Source organism: Microbacterium sp., from assembly GCF_031180975.1.
GTDB lineage: Bacteria > Actinomycetota > Actinomycetes > Actinomycetales > Microbacteriaceae > Microbacterium.
In genome coordinates, this window is the sequence record NZ_JAPSLI010000003.1 from 72,396 (window position 1) to 92,236 (window position 19,841).

The 19,841-nt window shown below is 67.9% G+C and carries 16 protein-coding genes; 12 read left to right on the forward strand and 4 right to left on the reverse strand.

Translation table 11 applies throughout. The features are described from left to right. Positions 1–83 precede the first annotated feature (83 nt). A complete protein-coding gene (locus RIF65_RS05130) occupies positions 84–374 on the forward strand; it encodes a DUF1905 domain-containing protein (protein WP_309066788.1) in 291 nt (96 codons plus the stop codon). A 122-nt stretch (positions 375–496) separates the two neighbouring features. Here the strand turns inward: RIF65_RS05130 and RIF65_RS05135 are convergent, their stop codons facing one another. From RIF65_RS05135 to RIF65_RS05150, 4 genes are read right to left on the reverse strand one after another with little or no spacing between them, the layout of a single operon-like run. Next, on the reverse strand, positions 497–1,270 hold the full coding sequence (locus RIF65_RS05135; protein WP_309066787.1) for an HpcH/HpaI aldolase family protein: 774 nt from the start codon (positions 1,268–1,270) through the stop codon (positions 497–499). Positions 1,271–1,324: 54 nt separating this feature from the next. Continuing rightward, complete coding sequence (locus RIF65_RS05140) at positions 1,325–2,572, reverse strand: cysteine desulfurase-like protein (protein WP_309082490.1); 1,248 nt, start codon at positions 2,570–2,572, stop codon at positions 1,325–1,327. Then, positions 2,569–3,618, reverse strand: coding sequence for a M17 family metallopeptidase (locus tag RIF65_RS05145; RefSeq protein ID WP_309066785.1), 1,050 nt, complete (start codon positions 3,616–3,618; stop codon positions 2,569–2,571). Before RIF65_RS05145 ends, RIF65_RS05140 begins: the two co-directional genes overlap by 4 nt. Before the next feature lie 4 nt (positions 3,619–3,622). After that, on the reverse strand, positions 3,623–3,976 hold the full coding sequence (locus RIF65_RS05150; protein ID WP_309066784.1) for a RidA family protein: 354 nt from the start codon (positions 3,974–3,976) through the stop codon (positions 3,623–3,625). Between the two features lie 141 nt (positions 3,977–4,117). Between RIF65_RS05150 and RIF65_RS05155 the strand changes: the two genes are divergently transcribed. The 11 genes from RIF65_RS05155 to RIF65_RS05205 all read left to right on the forward strand — a co-directional run bounded on the left by RIF65_RS05155 (position 4,118) and on the right by RIF65_RS05205 (position 19,825). Beyond that, positions 4,118–6,172, forward strand: coding sequence for a hydantoinase/oxoprolinase family protein (locus tag RIF65_RS05155; protein ID WP_309066783.1), 2,055 nt, complete (start codon positions 4,118–4,120; stop codon positions 6,170–6,172). Position 6,173: 1 nt separating this feature from the next. Then, positions 6,174–7,874 (forward strand): hydantoinase B/oxoprolinase family protein, encoded by a 1,701-nt coding sequence (locus tag RIF65_RS05160; RefSeq protein WP_309066782.1) that lies wholly within the window; start codon positions 6,174–6,176, stop codon positions 7,872–7,874. A gap of 49 nt (positions 7,875–7,923) precedes the next feature. Continuing rightward, positions 7,924–8,955 carry a sugar ABC transporter substrate-binding protein gene (locus tag RIF65_RS05165; RefSeq protein ID WP_309066781.1) on the forward strand — a complete coding sequence of 344 codons (1,032 nt, stop codon included), beginning with the start codon at positions 7,924–7,926 and terminating at the stop codon, positions 8,953–8,955. Between the two features lie 74 nt (positions 8,956–9,029). Next, entirely contained in the window at positions 9,030–10,544 is a 1,515-nt protein-coding gene (locus RIF65_RS05170; RefSeq protein WP_309066780.1) for a sugar ABC transporter ATP-binding protein, read from the forward strand. Positions 10,545–10,559: 15 nt separating this feature from the next. Beyond that, the gene (locus RIF65_RS05175; protein WP_309082491.1) at positions 10,560–11,552 is read left to right on the forward strand and encodes an ABC transporter permease; all 993 of its coding nucleotides are present in this window, start codon (positions 10,560–10,562) and stop codon (positions 11,550–11,552) included. Between the two features lie 58 nt (positions 11,553–11,610). Then, positions 11,611–12,966, forward strand: a complete 1,356-nt coding sequence (locus RIF65_RS05180) for a hypothetical protein (protein WP_309082492.1) — start codon at positions 11,611–11,613, stop codon at positions 12,964–12,966. After that, positions 12,950–14,032, forward strand: a complete 1,083-nt coding sequence (locus RIF65_RS05185) for a DUF917 domain-containing protein (RefSeq protein ID WP_309082493.1) — start codon at positions 12,950–12,952, stop codon at positions 14,030–14,032. The genes RIF65_RS05180 and RIF65_RS05185 overlap by 17 nt, the downstream gene beginning before the upstream one ends. Continuing rightward, entirely contained in the window at positions 14,029–15,582 is a 1,554-nt protein-coding gene (locus RIF65_RS05190; protein ID WP_309082494.1) for a PucR family transcriptional regulator, read from the forward strand. The genes RIF65_RS05185 and RIF65_RS05190 overlap by 4 nt, the downstream gene beginning before the upstream one ends. Positions 15,583–15,686: 104 nt before the next feature. Next, complete coding sequence (locus tag RIF65_RS05195; protein ID WP_309082495.1) at positions 15,687–16,001, forward strand: hypothetical protein; 315 nt, start codon at positions 15,687–15,689, stop codon at positions 15,999–16,001. Between the two features lie 57 nt (positions 16,002–16,058). Beyond that, a complete protein-coding gene (locus tag RIF65_RS05200; RefSeq protein WP_309082496.1) occupies positions 16,059–18,116 on the forward strand; it encodes a hydantoinase/oxoprolinase family protein in 2,058 nt (685 codons plus the stop codon). A 2-nt stretch (positions 18,117–18,118) separates the two neighbouring features. Continuing rightward, positions 18,119–19,825: a hydantoinase B/oxoprolinase family protein gene (locus tag RIF65_RS05205; protein WP_309066380.1), complete on the forward strand. Its 1,707-nt coding sequence runs from the start codon at positions 18,119–18,121 to the stop codon at positions 19,823–19,825. Positions 19,826–19,841: the final 16 nt, after the last annotated feature.

Sequence of the window (19,841 nt, forward strand, 5' to 3'; positions counted from 1 at the left end):
CGAATAGTTCAAGTGCACTTCGGACACTAGTTCGCACATCCGACATCACCCTTCGCGTGTGGGAAGGGGCTACGCTGAACGGCATGCGGATCGAGTTCGACAGCGTCGTCACCCGCTGGAATTCCCGGGTCGACTCCTGGTTCTTCGCGACCCTTCCCGAGGAGCTGTCGCTCGACATCCGCGAACTCCCATCGCCCCCGCGCGGCTTCGGCTCTCTGCGGGTGCGGGCGAGCATCGGCGCAACCGAGTGGACCACGTCGATCTTCTTCAGCGGATCCGCCTTCGTGCTGCCACTGAAGAAGCAGGTCCGTCAGGCGGAGTCCATCGAAGAAGGCGACGTCGTCACCGTGGAGCTCGACATCCTGGACGTCTGACCGGCTTATCCACAGCCGCGGAAGACTTCCCGGCGAACGGCAAGGCATCAGAGATGCCTACGGCCCCCGTGTCAGCTTGATGAATGCGGGGTGTGTACGGTGGAACGACAGGCCGAGTGAGTTCAGCCCACGTAACGCGCGGCGAGTGCTTCAGTGCCGCGGGCGAGCACGGTCACGTCGGCTGCGACAGTGACGAAGTCGGCCCCGGCCTCGATGTAATCGTCGGCGACCGCCGGGTCGAAGGCGTTCACTCCGACCTTCTTACCGGCAGCCTGCACGTCTGCGAAGACGCGATGAACGGCGGCGATCACGTCGGGGTGAGTCTGCTGCCCGCCATATCCCATCGACACCGCGAGGTCGGCGGGTCCGACCAGCACTCCGTCCACGCCATCGACGGCTGCGATCGCTCTCGCCGATTCGACGCCCTCGGGCGATTCGACCTGCACGAGCAGCGACACGAGGTCATCGGCGTCCTGGAGATAGTGGGGAAGGCGCCCCCAGCGGGCGCTGCGTGCGAGCGCCGATCCGACGCCGCGAACGCCGTGAGGCGGATAACGCACTGCTCGCACTGCCGCTTCGGCCTCCGCAACGGAGCCGATCATGGGCGCGAGCAGATTCTCGGCACCGATGTCGAGCACCCGCTTGATCATCACAGGGTCGGAAGCGGGCACCCGAACGACGGCGGTGACGGGATACACGGCCATGACCTGGAGCTGGAGCATGACCGATTCCAGAGTGGCGGCCGAGTGCTCCATGTCCACGAAGATGAGGTCCAGCCCTGAACCGGCGCAGATCTCCGTTGCCGTCATGCTGCCAGAACTCACCCACATTCCCGCGAGAGCGCGGCGGGCGCCCCTGAAGGCACCGCGGAACGTCGAGCCGGGACGGGGGATCATGCGACCTCCATGGTCGTCGTGCGCCGAGGCGAGAGGTCGCCCCGGCAGCGGCGGTCAACGGGCGGCGAGCTCGCGCACGCCGGTCAGCAGCCTCTCGACATCGTCGATCGTGGTGTACGGCGCAAGCCCGACCCGGATACCGCCGTCGCCGAGATCGGCCCACTTCGCGGCCTCGTGGGCGTAGAACAGCCCGCCGCCCACGGCGATATCCCTGTCGCCGAGACGCCGGCACGCCTCATCGATCCGGATGCCGTCGATCGTGAGCAGGACGGTGGGCGTGCTGGCCGCAGGCGAACCGACCCGACGCACGCCCGGGATGTCGCCGAGCCCGGTCAGGAGGACGCCGAGCAGTTCGCTCTCGTGCAGGTGAAGTGCGTCGTACGACCGCGCCAGGCGCTCGCGCCGTGTGCCTGCGGACGGGACCAGATCGGCGAGGAAGTCGACGGTGGCGGTGAGCCCGGCGAGCAGCTCGTACGGCAGGGTTCCGAGTTCGAATCGCTCGGGCACCTGGTCGGATGACGGGCGCAGCTTGCGGGGATGCAGACGTTCGAGCGTCTCGGGGCGCGCACCCAGGATGCCGAGGTGAGGACCGCAGAACTTGTAGCTGGAGCAGACCACGAAGTCGGCACCCATCTGCTCGAAGTCGACGAGGTGGTGCGCGGCGTAGGCCACGGCGTCGACGTAGAACAGCGCGCCTGCACCGTGCACCAACTCGGCGACAGCGGCGATGTCGGGGCGGGTGCCGAACAGGTTGGATGCCGCGGTGAGCGCCACGAGTCGTGTCCGCGACGTGAGCACACGGGCGACATCCTCGGTGAGGATGTCGCCCGTGCCCCGATCGAAGTCGATCCACCTGATCTCGGCGCCTCTGAGCGCGGCGACCTCGATCCAGGGCGCGACGTTCGCATCGTGATCGAGGCGGGAGAGCACGATCTCATCGCCGGGCTGCAGCAGGTCGCCGATCGCGGTCGCGAAATCGAACGTGATCTGTGTGGCACTGCGCCCGAACACGACGCCCTCGGGGGCGACATTGAGGAAGTCGCCCATGGCAGCCCGTGCGGCGTTCACGATGCGGTCAGCACCGCGGGAGAAGAAGTTGTGCGTTCCCCGTTGTGAGACCGGGGCCACGAGTGCGTCGCGGATCGCGCGCGCTACCCGTTGAGGGACCTGTGTCCCTCCGGGGCCGTCGAAGAGTGCGCTTCCCTCACGAAGCGAAGGAAACTGCGCTCTGATAGTGGAGACCGGGTAGCTACCCATCGTGTCCAACCTCTCTGGTCGCTGGTGAATGCCGTCGCACGTCATCGGTCGTCGACGGAAGCCGGCCAGCTCGTCACGAGTTCCACCAGGGTCCTCACGCCGTAACCGGTCGCAACCGGTCCGCCGTCCTGCATCCTGACCGCGGGACCGGCGAAGTCGACGTGCGCGAACGGGATGCCGGGATCCAGGAACTCGCCCAGCAGCAGGGCCGCCGTGAGAGCGCGACCGGTGTCGGCACGCGGGTGATTGCGATAAACGGCACCAGGTGCGTTCGAGCGGATCTGGGCGATGTATCGGTCAGCCCAGGGCAGCGGCCACAGTGCCTCGTCCGCCCGGTCGGCGGCGTCCAGCAACCGCTGGGTCAGTGCCGCATCCCGGCCGAGGAGCGCCGCGATCTCGGGGCCCAGAGCGACAACGGCCTGGTACGTCAGCGTCGCCATCGTGATCACCGCCTGCGGCTGCGATTCGCTCAGCAGCGCGACGGCGTCCGCGAGGACCACCCTGCCCTCGAAATCTGTGTCGATGATCTCGAGGCCGACTCCGCTGCGCATGGTGACGACATCGCCGGGGCGGATCGCCTCGGGCCCGGGCATGTTCTCGGCCAGGGGCAGCGCCGCATACACCGGGACGGTGCAACCCAGCTCCGCGAGGGCGACCAGCGCACCGAGCACGGTTGCCGCGCCTGCGCAGTCGGTGTGCATGCTGTACATCGCCGAGGGATCCTTCAGCGACAGGCCTCCGCTGTCGAAGGTGATCCCCTTGCCGGCGAGGGCGATCGCCCCGTGAGGCGGCTCCTCGCCGAGAGGCCCTTCGCCGGGCAGCCACAACTCGACGAGTGAAGGAGGATGGGAGGACCCGGAGCCGATCGCGATGATGCCCCCGAAGCCCTCTTCAGCGAGTTGCACGGCATCCGTCACCCGGACGCCGAGCCCGAGCTCGGCGGCGAGGGCGCACGCGATCTGTGTGAAGCGTCTCGGATCCAGCTGATTCGCGCGCGCGTTCGTGAGCGACACTGCCACGTCCACACCGCGGGCGATCGCTGCGCCGGTATCGCCACCGGCTGCGCGTCCGGGAATTTCGACGAGAGGCATCCGATCACTCCAGCACAGTCGCGATGGCGACGATCTCGAAGCGGAAGTCCTGCACCAGCTCGCCGCCGTGGGTGAACCGTGGCGGCACCGGATCGGGAATCATGTCCCTGTAGATCGCGTCGAACTCCGCGAAGTGACTCATGTCGCTGAGAATGCAATGAACCTGGAGCAGGCCGGTCAGGTCCGACCCGTACTCCGTCAGGGTCTTCTCGAGGTCGGCGATCGCAGCCCTCACCTCATCCGCGAAAGCCGCCGGCCGCTGCCCGTCGGCATCGAGGCCGACCTTCCCGGAAGTGAAGACGATTCCGTTCGCGACCCGGGCGGACCCGTACGTACCCAAACTGGTTTCTGCCGTCATGGCTTCACCGTAGAAGCCGACACGAGTACCACATGTGCAAGGTGCACTTTTGCGAGCCCGCCATGGGGGCAATGTGACCAAGTCGGCCATCCGTGTTCGTCTATCGTCTTCCCATCGCCCGAACGCCAAAGGAGGCAGTTCTTGAGCACGTACAGGGTGTCGATGGACATCGGTGGCACGTTCACCGACATTGTGACCTACGACGAGAAGACAAAGCAGTACCGCGCCACGAAAGCGTCGACCACACCGGGTGAGCTGAGCCGCGGTGTCATCTCAGGCATGGGCACTCTCATCGAGGATCTCTCCGCGATCGACTTCATCGTGCACGGCACGACTCAGGGGCTCAACGCCTTCCTCGAGCGGCGCGGTGTCGATGTGCTTCTGCTCGCGACCGCCGGAGTGGAGGACAGCTACCATATCGCGCGCGGACCGCGTTATGAGCTGTACAACGCGCAGTATCGGAAGCCGCGACCGCTCATCGAGCGCAAGGACGTCGTGGGCATCCGCGGTCGTCTTCAGTACGACGGCAGCGAGTTGACGCCTCTCGATGAGGACGCGGTGCGCGCCGCAGCCGTGCGCGCCAGGGAGAACGGCTATGGGGCCGTCGCCGTGGGGTTCCTCTTCAGCTACAAGAACCCCGCGCACGAGCTGCGCGCGCGGGAGATCCTGCTGGAGGAGCTCGGTGAGGACTTCACCGTCGCGCTCTCGCACGAGTCGGCCAAAGAGTGGCGGGAGTACGAGCGCACGTCATCGGCAGTGGTCGAGGCGTACACGGGACCCGTCGTGCGCAACTATCTGCTGGATCTCGAGGAGCAGCTGGGCGATCGCGGGGTAGACGTCCCGCTGCACATCATGCAGTCCTCGGGTGGCGTTCTCACGGCGCGGTCCGCCCGCGCACGCCCGCTGCAGACACTGCTGTCCGGTCCGGTCGGCGGTGCGATCGGCTGCGAGAAACTCACCGAAACGCTCTCCACGAACAACCTCATCGGTGTCGACATGGGCGGGACCTCCTTCGACGTGTCCCTCGTCATCGACGGAGTCCCTGACGTCTCCACCGAGGCGACGCTCGAAGGACAGCCGATGCTGATGAGTGTGGTCAACATCCACACCATCGGTGCCGGCGGCGGATCGGTGGCCTGGATCGAAGCGGGCGGACTGCGGGTCGGACCGCGCTCGGCCGGGGCATCCCCCGGACCCGCCTGCTACGGTCGCGGCGGTGTCGAGCCGACCGTGACCGACGCGAACCTCGTACTCGGGCGGGTCGACGCCGACACCTTCGCAGGAGGGCAGATCCGTCTCGATCGCACGGCAGCGGAGACGGCCCTGGCGACGGTCGGCGACAGGCTGGGCCTCAGCGTGATCGACATCGCCGAGGGCATCTGTGACGTCGCGAACTCGCAGATGGCGCAGGCCATCCGCACGATCACAATCGCGCGCGGAATCGAGCCGCGGGACTTCGCCCTGGTGGCATTCGGCGGCGCAGGAGCCATGCACGCGGCGTTCCTCGCTAGGGAACTGGGTATCGCGGAGACGGTCGTGCCGCGATTCCCGGGCGCCTTCTCCGCCTGGGGGATGCTGCAGAGCAATGTGCGCAAGGACTTCACGGAGCCTTACTTCTTTCTGGACGAAGACCTCGATCTCGCCGACATGAGCCGCACCCTTCGCGAGATGGAGGAGTCGGCGGTCGAATCGCTCGCGCACGAAGGCATCCCCGCCGATCGTCGCATCGCGGAGCACTCGGTCGACGTGCGGTACCAGCTTCAGGAGTTCTTCCTCACGGTGCCGCTGGCCTCGGCCGACGAGCCGCTCGAAGAAGGCTTCATGGACACGCTGGCGCGGCGTTTCTCGGCGCAGTACGAGGAGCGCTACGGCCACGCGAACTACGGCGCACCCATCGAGGTCGTCACGCTTCGCACTCGTGTGATCGGTGAGTTGGACAGCACGGACACGAGGAGGATCGCGGAGGCCACTTCGGCTGAGTTCCCGCACGAGATCCGGCAGGTCATCTTCGACAGGGAGCCGCGCGACACGATCATCGTGGAACGCGAGAGTCTGGGCGCCGGCCACACCCTGTCGGGCCCGGCGATCATCCTCGAGGCTACGGCCACGACAGTCGTCCCGCCCGGGTTCACCGTGGCGGTCGACCCGCACGGCGCACTCATCATCCGCAACCTCGACATCGAAGGTGAATCTTGACATGACCATCACCGTCACGGACATGAAGACCGCAGTCGACGGCAGGGTCGACCCGGTCGTGGTCGAGATCATCCGCAACGCTCTGACCAGCGCGGCGGATGACATGAACGCCACGCTCATCCGCTCGGCGTACTCGCCCATCCTCTACGAAGGCGGCGACTGCGTCGTCGCGCTCCTCGACGCCAACCATCAGGTCCTCGGACAGTCCGCAGGTCTGCCACTCTTCCTCGGCAACCTGGAGACCTGCTCGCTCGCCGTGGAGGAGAAGTACGGCCGCGACGTATGGAAGGAGGGAGACGTCTGGATCCTGAACGACTCCTACCTGGGCGGGACGCACCTCAACGACGTCACCATCTTCGCGCCCATCTTCGTGGACGAATCGCTCGTGGGGTTCTCCGCGACTCGGGCGCACTGGATGGACATGGGCTCGAAGGATGTCGGAGGCTCGATGGACTCCGTCGACATCTTCCAGGAGGGGTTCCGCATGGGCCCGGTACGGCTGCACGAAGCGGGCCAGGAGACGCAGGTGGTCGACCTCATCAAGACGAACGTGCGCTTCCCATATCAGACCATCGGTGACATGAACGCGATGGTCGCCGCGATGCGCATGGGGGCGATCCGAATGCAGGAAATCGTCTCCCGGTACGGCATCCAGACGGTCGAGGCGGCGCGCGACGAGATCTTCCGCCAGACGGAGGAACTCGAGCGTGAGACCGTCGCAGGCATCCCCGATGGCGTCTATTCCGCCGAGGGCGTGCTCGACAACGACGGCATCGACCTTGACACGCCGATCCCGATTAGGCTCACCGTGACCGTGTCCGGCGGCATGATCGACTTCGACGTCACGGATTCTGCCGACCAGACGCGAGGACCGGTCAACTGCGGCGTGGCGCAGGCGGTCTCCGCGTTGCGCGTCGCGTACAAGCTGCTGGTCAGCCCGGACAGCAACTCGAACGGCGGATCGTTCCGTCCACTGACTACCCAGGTTCGGGAAGGGTCCGTGCTCGGAGCGGTTGCGCCCGCGGCCTGCCAGTGGTACTTCTCGCATCTGGGCCTGCTTATCGACCTCGTGTCGAAGGCGCTGGCCCCGGCGATGCCGGACCGCGTGGTCGCGGCGTCGCACGGTGACTCGATGGTCATCAACACCTTCGGCTTCGACCCGCGTTACGGCCGCAACTGGGTCTCGCAGGAGGCCACGCTCGGCGGATGGGGTGCGTGGAACGGATCCGACGGCGAATCGGCGCTCATCAACAGCGTCAACGGTTCGATCAAGGATCTGCCCATCGAGATGGTGGAGACGAAGTTCCCGTTCCGCATCACCGAGTACCGCATCACGCAAGACTCCGGCGCACCGGGGAAGTGGCGGGGCGGCAACGGCGTGACCCGTGAGTACGAGTTCCTTACGGACTGCACCATCGGACTGTGGTTCGAGCGTTCCAAGACGCCGCCGTGGGGGCTGTTCGGCGGCCGGTCGGCTGGAGGGCCCGAGGTGATCATCAACCCCGGGCGCGACGACGAACGGCGGATGCTCAAAGCCAACGCCCTGCCGGTGAAGAAGGGCGACATCGTCCGTCTCACGGCCAGCGGGGGCGGAGGGTACGGCGAGCCGGCGGAGCGCGACCCGGAGGCGATTCGTTACGACATCGAGAACGGCTACATCTCTGCGGAGCATGCTCGCGCACAGTACGGCTTTCAAAGCTGACCGCCAAGGCTGTCAGGACCCGAACACCACAACCCGAAATGAGTACAGCATGAGAATTCAGATCACGAAGCGACTCTTCGCCGGCATCGCGGCGGGCGCGGTCGGCCTCCTCGCCCTGAGCGGTTGCGCCGCAGGCAACGGAAACGGCACCGGAGCAGAGCCGGACGGCGGCGACAAGGCCGTCAAGGTCGGCTTCTTCGGCTACGCGGCCTCGAACTCCTACACCCAGGGAATCTTCAAGGGCGTCGAGGCGAAGACCGAGGAACTGGGCGGCACCGCCACCCTCGTCGATGGCCAGTTCGACGGTCAGCTGCAGGTGCAACAGATCAACGACGCCATCACCTCGAAGAAGTTCGACGTGATCATCATCACGGCCAACGACAACCTGGCGGTGCAGGAGCCATTGCAGCGCGCCGTCGACGCCGGCATCACGGTCGTCGTCTCGTCGACTCCCGTCGGCCCGGATTTCACCACGATCGAGCCGCAGATCGACGGTGCCATCAGCGTCGTCTACTCCCCGGTCGCCAACGGCGAGGATCTCGCCGAGCTCGGCGGCATGGCCTGCGAGGAGATCGAGGGCGAATGCCAGGTGGCCTACATGGAGGGCTCACCCTCGCTGCCTCTCGACAAGGCCCGTACCGAAGCGGTGATCGATGGGCTCAAGGCACTCGGCGGCGATGTGAAGGTGCTGCCGACCGCGACCGGCGGATACTCGCAGGATGAGGGTCGCACCGCATACCAGGACATCACGCAGGCCAACCCCGACGTGGACGTCATCATCGGCTCGACCCAGGCGATCGCCGGCGCATGGCTCGCCGGCGGAGATCAGACCGACATCAAGTTCATCGGCAACGGCAGCCCTCAGTCCGCGGTGGAGCACGTCCTCAACGGCGATTGGTTCGCGATCTGGGCGATCGACGGCGTGAACACGGGCGCAACCGCGGCAGAGTACGGCATCAAACATCACAACGGCGAGGATGTCCCCATGGCCACCGACGAGCGCTCGCTGTCGCCCAACAACGCGATGGGCACCCGGGAGGCCCTCGAGGAGAGCGGCTTCACTTCGGGTTACGACGAGTAAATCGACCCCTGCTCCGGGTGGGGCCCCTCCGGCCCCACCCGGTTCCACATCCTCCATCGAGACGAAGGCCCCGCATGACCCTGACCCCCGACGCACAGGCGCCGCACGTCGTCGCGCCCACCATGGTGCTCGAGAACGTCGGCAAGAGCTATGGCAGCACCTCGGTCCTGCGCGACATCACACTCTCGATCGCCCCCGGCGAGATCCACGGGCTCCTCGGCGAGAACGGGGCAGGCAAGTCCACCCTGCTGAAGATCCTCGGGGGCGCGATCACCGCCGACACGGGCACCGTCTCTATGGACGGCGAGCAGGTACGGCTCGGCAGTCCGCGGGACGCCATCGACCTTGGCGTCTCGCTGATCGCGCAGGAGCTCGCGCTCGTGCCGCAGAGATCCGTGCTCGAGAACATCTTCCTCGGCCGGTGGGCCCACCGCGGCGGCTTCGCCCGGACGCGGGCCGATCGTGGGTTCGCCGAACGACTGATCTCGGAGGTCGGCTTCGCCCTCGACCTGGACGCACCGGTGGCGAGCCTGTCGCTCGGGCAGGCGCAGCAGGTCGAGATCGTGAAGGCGCTCGCCCGCGGGTCCAAGGTGCTCTGTCTGGACGAGCCGACCGCGGCTCTGGGGGAGGCCGACACCGAGAACCTGCTCCGCGTGCTGCGCCAACTCGCGGCCAGGGGCACCACGGTCATCATCGTGTCGCACTTCCTCGAAGAGATCCTCGGTCTCGCCGACCGGATCACCGTGCTCCGAGACGGCAATCAGATCGTGACGGATGACGCGGCCGGCTACACCGCGGACAGCCTGGTCAGCCTGATGGTGGGGCGCCAGATGGAAGCCTTGGAGCGAACGCCCGAGCCGGTGGCTGCGGACGCCGAGGTCGCGATCCGCGTCAGCGGCCTCAGCAATCAGCGCATCTCGGACATCTCCTTCGAAGTGCGACGCGGCGAGGTCCTCGGCCTGGCCGGCCTGATGGGCAGCGGACGCAGCGAGACGCTGAACGCCGTGTTCGGGGCCGACCGCGTCACAGCGGGAGAGGTCTGGATCCAGGGTCGGCGAGTGCGGCGCAATTCTGTGAGAGCCAGCATCCGCAATCGCGTCGCCCTCGTCCCGGAGTCACGCAAGGACCAGGGTCTCGTGCTCGGCAGGTCGGCATCCGACAACATCGCCCTGCCATCGCTGGGCCGCCGTCAGCACGCCGGATTCATCCGTCCTGCCCTCGAGCGCGCCGTCGTCGACCGTGCCGTGGCCGACGTCGACATCCGGGGTCGCGTGCAGCAGGTCAATGTCGGAGATCTCTCGGGTGGCAACCAGCAAAAGGTGCTCTTCGCGAAGTGGCTGGTTGACCCACCCGCCGTCTTCCTGATCGATGAGCCGACCCGCGGTGTCGACGTCGCCGCCAAAGCCAACATCCACAGCCTCATCCTGGACCTCGCTGCGGCGGGGACCGCTGTCATCGTCGCGAGCTCCGAACTCGAGGAGGTCCTATCACTCTCGCACCGGGTCGCGGTGATGAAGAAAGGTCGGATCGTCGCGGAGTTCGACCGCTCAGTGTCTGCCGACGAGGTCATGACCGCCGCTTTCCTCTAAGAGAAGAGAATCACCATGAAGACCGAGACCTTCGCCGTCCAGCCGGCGGCCGTCCCGACGACCGCCCGGCGCGTCGATCTGAAGAACTATGGCGTGCTCGCCGGCCTCGTGCTGATCGTGATCTATCTGAGCCTCGCGACCAGCACCTTCCTCACCGCGGGGAACATCGTAAATCTGCTCGATCAGACCGTGGTGGTCGGCCTTCTCGCCGTCGGGGCGACGCTGTGCATCATCAGCGGCGTGTTCGATCTCTCCGCGAGCGCGAACCTCGCGATGTCCGCGATCGCCGGCGTGTACTTCACACAAGCGTTCGGCGTGACCACGGGATTCATTCTGGCGCTGCTCACCGGAACGGTCCTCGGTACCCTCACCGGCCTGCTCATCGTCGTCACGCGAGTGCACTCGTTCATCGGCTCGCTCGCCATGAGCATCATCTACCGTGGCATCGCCGTCGTGCTCACCGGCGGTGCGATCCTGTCGCCTCTGCCCGACCAGCTCGACGCCTTCCGCGTCTGGACCAGGCCGACGTTCGGCGGGATCACGATGGCGACCGTCCTCGTCGTGCTCGCCGTCGTCGTCTTCGGAATCGTGCTGTGGGGTACCACCTTCGGCCGCCGCATATACGCGGTCGGCGGCAACGAGGAGGCAGCTCGTCTCAGCGGCGTCCGCACGCCCCTGATCCACATCTCGGTGTTCGCGATCAGCGGGCTGTGCGCGGCCGCGGCAGGAATGGTGCTCGCCTCGCGGGCCGGATCCGCCCAGCCTGCGATGGCGACCGGCATCGAGCTCACCGCGATCGCGGCCGTCGTGATCGGCGGAACCAGCATCATGGGCGGCGCGGGTGCCGTGTGGCGGACGGCCGTCGGCGTGCTCATCCTCACGGTCATCGCCAACGGCTTCAACCTGATGGGCTGGGACACCACCTACCAGCAGGTCGTGACAGGAGTGCTGATCCTGGTCGCCGTCGCGGCCGATAGCCTGCTGTTGCAGCGATTGCGGCGGAAGTGACGTCGCGGCGATCCGGCACCGAGCAGGGTCTGCTGCTCGACAGGCGATCGGGGGCACCATGCACGTCGGGGTACGCATCACCGAGTCGGTGATGGCCGGGGTGTACGTGCGGTCGGACGGCCGGCGCGGAATGCAGCAGATTCGCGTCGCCGACGATGCCGTCCCTTCGGCATTCGACAGGCTGCTGTCCCGGCTGATCAGCGAGGCGCGCAAGGACGCCGCAGCGGAGGCGGATGCCGCGCCGGGCGCTGATGGCGCCGCGGCGGGCGGCGGATCCGAGCAGATCTCGACGCTCACCGTGGACGTGAGCGCACTGCTGACGCCGAAGCCGGAACCGGTGACCGTCGTGCGGATCGCCCCCAGGCCGCCGGTGGACCGCGCGCACGAGCTCCGCGACGGGGAGGCGGCGCTCTCCCGGGCTCGCATCCTGCACGTCGCGGGCGGGCACACCACCCTCGGCGAGGAGCTCGTGCCGTTCGATGCCGAAGGGCTGCGCAGGATCGTGGCCGACGTCGCGCCAGGTGGCCGCTACGCGGTGACCAGCGTCGGGTCGCTCATCGATTCGTCGCACGAGATCGAGGCCGGCAAAATCCTGCTCGAGCACGCGGCGCCCGCCAGCGTCGGCTATTCACACCACTTCGACAGCGGATCCTTCGGGACCCGCGAGCGCACCGCGGTGATCAACAGCTCGTTGATACCCGAAGCGGAGTCGCTGGTGACGTCGTTGGTGCTCGTGGCCAGCACCCGCCTGCCGCACGCCCGACTGTATGTGACCACCAACGACGGCGGCTGCGTGCCGCTGGCTCGTCTCTCGGTGACCCCGGTGCACTCCATGGCCGCCGCCCGCGCCAGCGAACTCATCGGCGCGGCCGTCGTGTGCGGGATCGACGCTGGCCGACTCGCGGTCGCCGGACCGGACGGGGCGTATCTCGGCGAGATGATCGACGGGGTCGCCGCGGTGCGCGCGAAGCTCGCAGGTCCTGAAGGGGCGATCGCGACCAAGGCTGCTCATCTGGTGCCGCTGCCCGCAGCAGCATCCGACCGGCCCCGCTCCCACCCCGTCGTCGCCGAGCCCGGGCACACCGCCGAGATCCCGGACGCGCACCCGGCCGTCGTCGACCTGTGCGCGCTCGGGGCCGCGTCGAGCGCACTGACCGAGTGGACCCACCGCGTCGTCATCATCTCGAACGCCGAGGACATCCGCCAGGCGCTCGTCGCCGCCGAAGCACGCGTGCGGACCCGCCTCGTCGCGCTCGGAGCGTCGCCATCGCACGTGCGCGTCATCGACTCCCGCGTCGTCGCGACGACCTATCAGGAGCCGCGCGTGGTCGCCGTGCGGGTCCGCGCGGTCGCCTCCGGCGCCGGCGCCGACGGAGGATGGCGGGGAGGGGAGAGCCATGCGCCTCACGGCTGAGGACATCCGCCACCTGCGCACCGGGTCGATCTTCAACGCGTGCACCGCGGATCCGGATTGGTGCGACGAGGAGACCCAGCGGATCCTCGCCCACATGGAGGCGCACTCCACCGCACCGGAGCTGTGCGACGTGACAGAGCTCGACGAGGACGCGCTCGTCGTCTCGGTCGGGTTCGTGAACAACGGCATCCCGATGTCCGATCTGCGACCGGTGGGGGACGAGTTCGTCACATCGCTCCGGCTCATCGAGGAGGCGCTGGGCCGCCCCGTCGCCGGCCTCATCCCGCTGGCGGCGGGCAGCGCCAACGCTCTCCTGCCGCTGCTGGTCGGGATGCAGACCGGCCTGCCCGTCGTGGACGCCGACCCGATGGGGCGCATCCTCCCGCTGGTGAACCAGACGGTGTTCACGCTTGCGGGCCTGCCCGTCGGGCCGGTCGCGGCGTCGGGAGCGACCGGCGAGTCCGCCCTCATCCAGGTCTCCGCTCCGCTGCGGGCCGAGCGCCTGCTGCGCGCCCTCGCTGCGGAGTACGGCGGATGGGCGGCCACCGCCACCTACCCGATGGATGCCGGCACGCTGGCCCGCACGGGCGTGCTCGGCAGCATCACGCGCCTGATGAAGATGGGTCAGATCCTCGACTCGCCGCTGGCCACGGAGCAGAAGCACAATGCGCTGCGTCAATCCGTGGGGGTGCAGCAGATCCTCAGGGCTCGCGTAGGCGACGCCGCCTGGCTCTCCCGCCCGGCCCCGCCGGGGGAGATCCAGCGGCCGGCGAGCGTGGTGCTGATCGAGGAGTCGCAGGGGCGGCTGGTGCAGCTCGAGGTGAAGAACGAGCTGCTCATGATGATGGTCGACGGAGCGGTGCGCGCCGTGGTGCCCGACGTGATCACGATGATGCGTCCGATCGACGGGTGCGTCGCCACTCTCGACGATCTGTGGACCGGCAACGTGGTCGACATCGTCGTGATGCCTGCGGCGGACCCCTGGTACACGCCGGAGGGGCTGCGCCTCGGCGGCCCGACGGCATTCAATCTGTTCGGAGTCGGGACCTGGGGGCGGAGATCATGAGCCGGAACCTGAGCGGGCCGGTCGAACTGCGCGATCTTCTCGAGGCGAGCAGTCTGCGCGATCTCGACGTCCTGCATCTCTCGGCCACGACCGTGCGGGTCCAGGACCTCGCGCTCATCGCCGACATCGAGGAGATCACGTCGGTGGGACCGGACACCGTGATCGTGCTCTCGGATCGCGCGGCGATGGGCGGGTGGATGATCTCGGCGGCCCTGCGCTACGCCTGGGAGCGCCGGGCGAGTGCGCTGATCGTGCCGGATCCGTCGATCACCGACACCGCCGTGGAACTGGCGAGACGTCTCGACGTCACACTGCTGGGAACGAGACAGGACTCCACCCGTCTGGCGCTCGACGTCGGCCTGCAGATCGGGCTCGCGCGCGCCGGATCCATCGCCCGGATCCAGGCGTTCACGGAGCGCATCGCGCACGCGGAGACGTTGACGTCGGCGATGGAGACGATCTCGCGGGAGCTCTCCGGTCGCGCCGTGCGGATCGAATCGTCGGGGACGGTCACCTTCAGCGCCGAAGCGGATGCCGGATCAGCCTCACGCACCGCCGCCGCGCGCGGCGCCGGCCCCGCGGTGCGCGTCTCCGTTCCGATTTACCTCCGCGACCGGAGCCCGGATGCCCTGGTCGTCGACACCGGCGATCACGAGCGGGACTACGCCTCACAGGTGCTGCACGCGGCGGTGCCGTCGGTGCGCGCGCTGCTGAACGAGTCGCGACTGGACTCCATCCTCGACTCGCTCCCGCCGCTCACGGTCACCTCACTCGCCGGCGTTCCGAAGACCGGCTTCCTGGATGCGCCCGGCCAGGAGGCCTTCGAGCGGCTGCTGCGATGGCCCCTCAGCGGCCCCTATGTCGCGGTGTGCATTCTGACCGGCGACGGAGAGCGGCTCGGCCCGGCGGTGCACCAGCTCTGGCAGGGCAGCTTCCCCGACATGCCGCTCGCGCGCGTCACCGACGGCTGGCTGGCGTTCGCTCAGCTCGCCGACGGCGGCCAGCAGCAGCGCTCGATCGCCGAGATGCGGACGCGCTTCGAGGCGGTGCGCGGTCTGGACATCAGGGTCGGCGTCTCGCGCCGTCACAGCAGCCAGGCGAAGATCGTCGACAGCGTGCGAGAAGCCTGGATCTCGGCGCGACTCGCCGGCGACGACTCGCCGGATGCGCCGGCAGGCGCGGGCAGCGGTCTGCTCGTCTTCAGCGAGATCCCCTCCCGCCTCCTCGACCGGCTGCTTCCCGGCGAGCTCGCCGAGCAGCTCGCGAGCGTGATGATGCCGGAGCTGCTCGCGGATCCGGCGGCGGACGAGGTGATCGAGACCGTCGTCGCGTACCTGGCGTGCCGCGGATCCGTCTCGGGTGCGGCCAAGACGCTGGGCCTGCACCGCAACACCGTGCAGGCCCGCATCCGCAGGGCCGAGGTGCTCGGCCTGTCGCTCGCGGATCCTGCGGAGGTGCTCCCGACGCACATGCTGCTCGCGGCGCTTGCCGGTCGCCGCGCTGTCGCCGCGAGCGCCAACCGCCCAGCGGCACCGTCGCGCGCGCTGTGATTGTGCACCTTGCATAATCGGCCGTGAAGGCCGGGGGATACCGTCGCAGCAGTCGAGCAGTCTCGGCTCACGCACACACCCCGATCGATGGAGACCGGATACCCATGTACCGCTCAGTCCTCACGCTCCGCGCCAACGCCGAGCACGTCGAGCGCATCCTCGAGCTCTACCGCAGGGAACAGATCCTGCAGGAGTCGATGAACCTCACCCGGCAGGTCAGCTCGGACATCGCCGTCGCTGCCGACGGCTCAGGAGAAGTCGTCGTGACCGCGGAGTGGCCGGATGAGAACGGCTACCAGGAGTGGCTCGACCACCCCCTCCGCAACCGGACCGCGCCGGAGCTGGCCGAACTGCTCGCCGACGCGGAGATCGGCATCGGGCGTCTCTACCGCGTCGACCACCGAATCACCCGGGACTGACGGACTCATCCGTCCCCGGCCTCACAGACCACGAGATATCCCAGGAGGAAGAACTCCATGTCAGAAAACGTCCGAATCGCCATCGACGTGGGCGGCACGTTCACCGATGTCGTCAAGCTGGTGCCAGCGACCGGAGAGCTGCGGTTCGAGAAGGTGCCGACCACGCCCAAGGAGCCGACGAGCGGCGTGCTCGCCGCCTTCGACAAGGCCGAGGCGGAACCGGCTCAGGTGTCGATGTTCAATCACGGCAGCACTCTCGGCCTGAACGCGCTCCTCACGCGCACCGGAGCACGCATCGCGACGATCGCGACGCGGGGTTTCCGTGATGTGTACCTGCTGGGGCGCACCAACCGTAACGTGATGTACGACATCTCCTACCGCAAGCCGGCCGCGCTGCTCGAGCGCTATGACACCTTCGAGGTCACCGAGCGCAGCTACTTCGACGGCAGCATCCTGACGCCCTTCGACGAGGATGATGCGCGTGCAGTGGCACGTGAGATCGCCAAGCGCGGCTACGACGCCGTCGCCGTGGCGTTCCTGCACTCCTATGTGGCACCGGCCCACGAGCTGCGCATGCGCGAGATCCTGAACGAGGAGGCACCGGGAGTCGAGGTCACGCTCTCGCACGAGCTCTCCCGCGAGTACCGGGAGTACGAGCGCACGAGCACGGCCGTGCTCGACGCGTACATCAAGCCGATCATGCGCAGCTACCTCAAAGCGCTCGAGGGCGAGCTCGAGCGGCGCGGCTTCGACGGCCAGTTCCTGCTTTCCCGCTCGGGCGGCGGGGCGATGACGGCGTCGGCGGCGCGCGAGCAGCCGGTCAACCTCATCCTCTCCGGCCCGGCGGGCGGTGTGGTCGGCGCGGCGGGCTTCGCGAAGCTCATCGGCCGCCCCAACCTCATCACCATCGACATGGGCGGTACGAGCCTCGACGCCTCTCTCGTGCTCGGCGGCGAGCCGGTGCTGTATCACGGCGCCGAGTTCGAGGGTCTGCCGATCAACACCCCCTCGCTGTACATCCACACGATCGGTGCGGGCGGCGGTTCGCTCGGCTACCTCGACGCGGGCGGTGCGCTGCAGGTGGGTCCGAAGAGCGCCGGAGCTGTTCCCGGCCCCGCGGCCTACGGGCGCGGCGGCACGGAGCCCACCTTCACGGACGCCGCGCTGGCGATCGGCTACCTGGGCACCGACACTCCGCTCGGCGGCGAGCTGACGCTGGATCGTGAGAAGGCCGTCGACGCTCTCACACCGATCGCTGGGGAGCTCGGCATCTCCGTCACGCAGCTCGCGCGCGGAATGGTGCAGATCTCGAACACGAAGATCATGGGAGCCGTGCGAGCGATCTCGATCGAACTCGGACACGACCCCAAGGACTTCTCGCTGCTCTCCTTCGGCGGCGGCGGAGGTCTCGTCGCCGTGGACGTGGCGCGCGAGCTCGGCATCCCGGAGGTGATCGTGCCGCCCGGCCAGGGCGCGTTCTCCGCGCTCGGCATGCTGATGGCGGACGTGCAGCACGATTTCGCACGCACCAGCGTGCAGCTGCTCGACAGCCTCGACCCGGAGACCGCGGACTCCGTGTTCTCCGAGATGGAGGAGGAGGCGGCGCGTCTGCTCGAGGACGAGGGCTTCGGTGCCGGATCCCGTCTGTTCCATCGAGCACTCGACGTGCGATACCAGGGGCAGGAGCATTCGGTCGCCGTCGGATACCGAGCCGGCGGCGACGACGGCGAGGACCCGCGAGCGGCCATCCGCAAGGAGTTCGACGAGCTGCACGAGCGCCAGTACGGCCACGTCATGGACGACGCCGTGGAGGTGACGACGTTGCGTCTGACTGCCGTGGGCGTGGTCGACAAGCCAGACCTGCCCGGCATCGCCGCCCGCGAGGACGGATCGACTTTCGAACGACGCACGCGCACGGTCGTCCTTCCCGACGACGAGCTCCAGGAGTACGCCCTCGTCGCCCGTGAGGACCTGCTGGCGGGCGATGCGCTCGAAGGTCCTGCCATCGTCACCGAGCACACCGCCACCACGGTGCTCCACGACGGCGACCGGCTCTCGGTCGGCGCCTACGGCGAACTCGTCATCTCCATCAACAACGCAGTGAAAGGCTCTTGATCATGGTCGACGCGATCACCATCGAGATCATCCGGCACGGACTCCTCGCCGCAGCCGAGGAGATCGCCCGCAATCTCTGCCGCACGGCGTACAACACCGTCGTCTACGAGATCCACGACTACGGAATCGGCATCCACGACGCTGAAGGCAACGTGGTCGCCGACACTCCCGGCGTCGCGGTGTTCACCAGGGGCAATGATTTCGGGCTGAAGCGCTCCATCGAGTTCCTCGGGAAGGAGGCGATGGAACCCGGCGACGTCTTCATCGTGAACTACCCGTACTGGTCCAGCGCGCACGTGCTCGATCCCCTCGTCTTCGCCCCGGTGCACCACGACGACGAGCTCATCGGCTTCGTCACGTGCCGGATCCACGTCGTGGATCTCAACCAGAAAGACCCGGGCTACGTGCTCGACTCGACCGACATCTCGCAAGAGGGCCTCATCCTCCCGGTGTCGAAGCTGTACCGCCGCGGAGTGCTGAACGACGACGTCATCAACATCATCAAGTTCAACAGCCGACGTCCGCGCGCCACGATCGGAGACATCCAGGCGCAGGTCTCGGCCTGCTTCACCGGCGTGAAGCGCACCAGGGAGCTCGCCGAGAAGTACGGGGCGGAGACGCTCACCGCGGCGATGGCGGCGATCAACGAACACGGTGAGCGCCTGGCGCGCCTCGCGGTGGCCCAGCTGCCGAAGGGCACCTGGACCGCGGTCGACTACGTGGACGAGGACGGCGTCGACGTCGGCCAGCTCGTGAAGCTCCAGTGCACGGTCACGGTGACCGACGAGGAGATGATCATCGACTGGACCGGCAGTGCGAAGGGCGTGAAGGGCCCGGTGAACGTGCCGCTCGGCATGACCGAGGCGGCCTGCTGCCTCATCTTCAAGTCGATCACCACGCCGGACTCTCCCGTCGTCGCCGGGAACTTCGCGCCGATGCGCGTGGTGACGGAGCCCGGCTCAGTGGTGCACGCGCTGCCGCCGATGCCGACCTTCACGCTGTGGACCGGCATCCTCGCCGGGGAGGTCATCCTGAAGGCGCTCGCACAGGGAATGCCCGATCGCATCCCGGCCTGCTCCGGCGGCGACGTCGGCGCATTCATCGGCCTCGGCACCAACCCGCGCACCGGAGAACTGTGGCAGGACGGCAGCAACGAAGCCGTCGGCTTCGGAGGCACGGCGTCCCACGACGGGCAGGACGGCATCATGCACCTGTCCGAGCCCGGGTGCCGGAACACCCCGGTCGAGGTGTTCGAGATGCGCACGCCGCTGCTGCTCGAGCACTACGGCTACCGTCCGGACAGCGGCGGCATCGGCCGGCACCGCGGTGGCGTCGGGATCTCGCGGTCGTATCGTTTCACCGCGCCCGGTACCGGCATCATGATCGCCTACAAGACGCAGACGAAGCCGTGGGGGATCGCCGGAGGCGGAGAAGGGATGCCGAACGCCGTCATCCTCAACCCCGGCACGGCGGACGAGGTCTGGCAGGGCGGCAGCTACAACCGGCTCGAGGCCGGCGAGGTGCTGGTCAACGCGACCGGCGGCGGCGGTGGCTACGGCGACCCGAGCGAGCGGGATCCGGAGGCGATCGTCCGAGACGTGCGCAACGGGTTCGTGTCGCGTGAGGCGGCCGCACGGGACTACCGACTCGTCGTCACCGACGATTTCGTCGTCGACGAACGCGCGACAGCAGCCCTGAGGGCGGGCTGACAGCCGGCCCTCAGGG